This window comes from Mesorhizobium sp. M1D.F.Ca.ET.231.01.1.1 (assembly GCF_003999155.2).
In the GTDB taxonomy this organism is placed as follows: Bacteria; Pseudomonadota; Alphaproteobacteria; order Rhizobiales; family Rhizobiaceae; genus Mesorhizobium.
The window spans coordinates 1-297 of sequence record NZ_RZOZ02000236.1; the positions used below are offsets into that span (position 1 = coordinate 1).

The 297-nt window shown below is 65.3% G+C and carries 1 protein-coding gene; it reads right to left on the reverse strand.

Going from position 1 to position 297, the window contains the following annotated elements:
* A partial coding sequence (locus tag EN874_RS33100; RefSeq protein ID WP_210238603.1) for a hypothetical protein occupies positions 1–201 on the reverse strand: 201 nt, incomplete at its 3' end.
* Positions 202–297: the final 96 nt, after the last annotated feature.

A 297-nucleotide genomic window follows, 5' to 3' on the forward strand; every position in this document is an offset into this window, starting at 1 on the left:
GCAAAGACCCAGCGCGGCATGCTCGTCGGCCCAGGGCAGCGCCACGCCCTCACGGGTAACGCGCACGGCGACCGCGCCGAGCACGCGCAGATGCGCGGTCAACGAACCGCCGCGGGTCAACCAGTCTTTTTGCGCAGCACTGAAACCAGGCAAGGGAGCGACACGCCAGTGCGCGTCGGCGGCATCAAAACGGATAGGCATGGAATCGGATTATAGCGACGGCCCGTCGGAGCACTGCCAGGCACACGCGCGGCTCTTCTGCCAAATGGCGATAGACGCCGCATGTGCATCAAACAG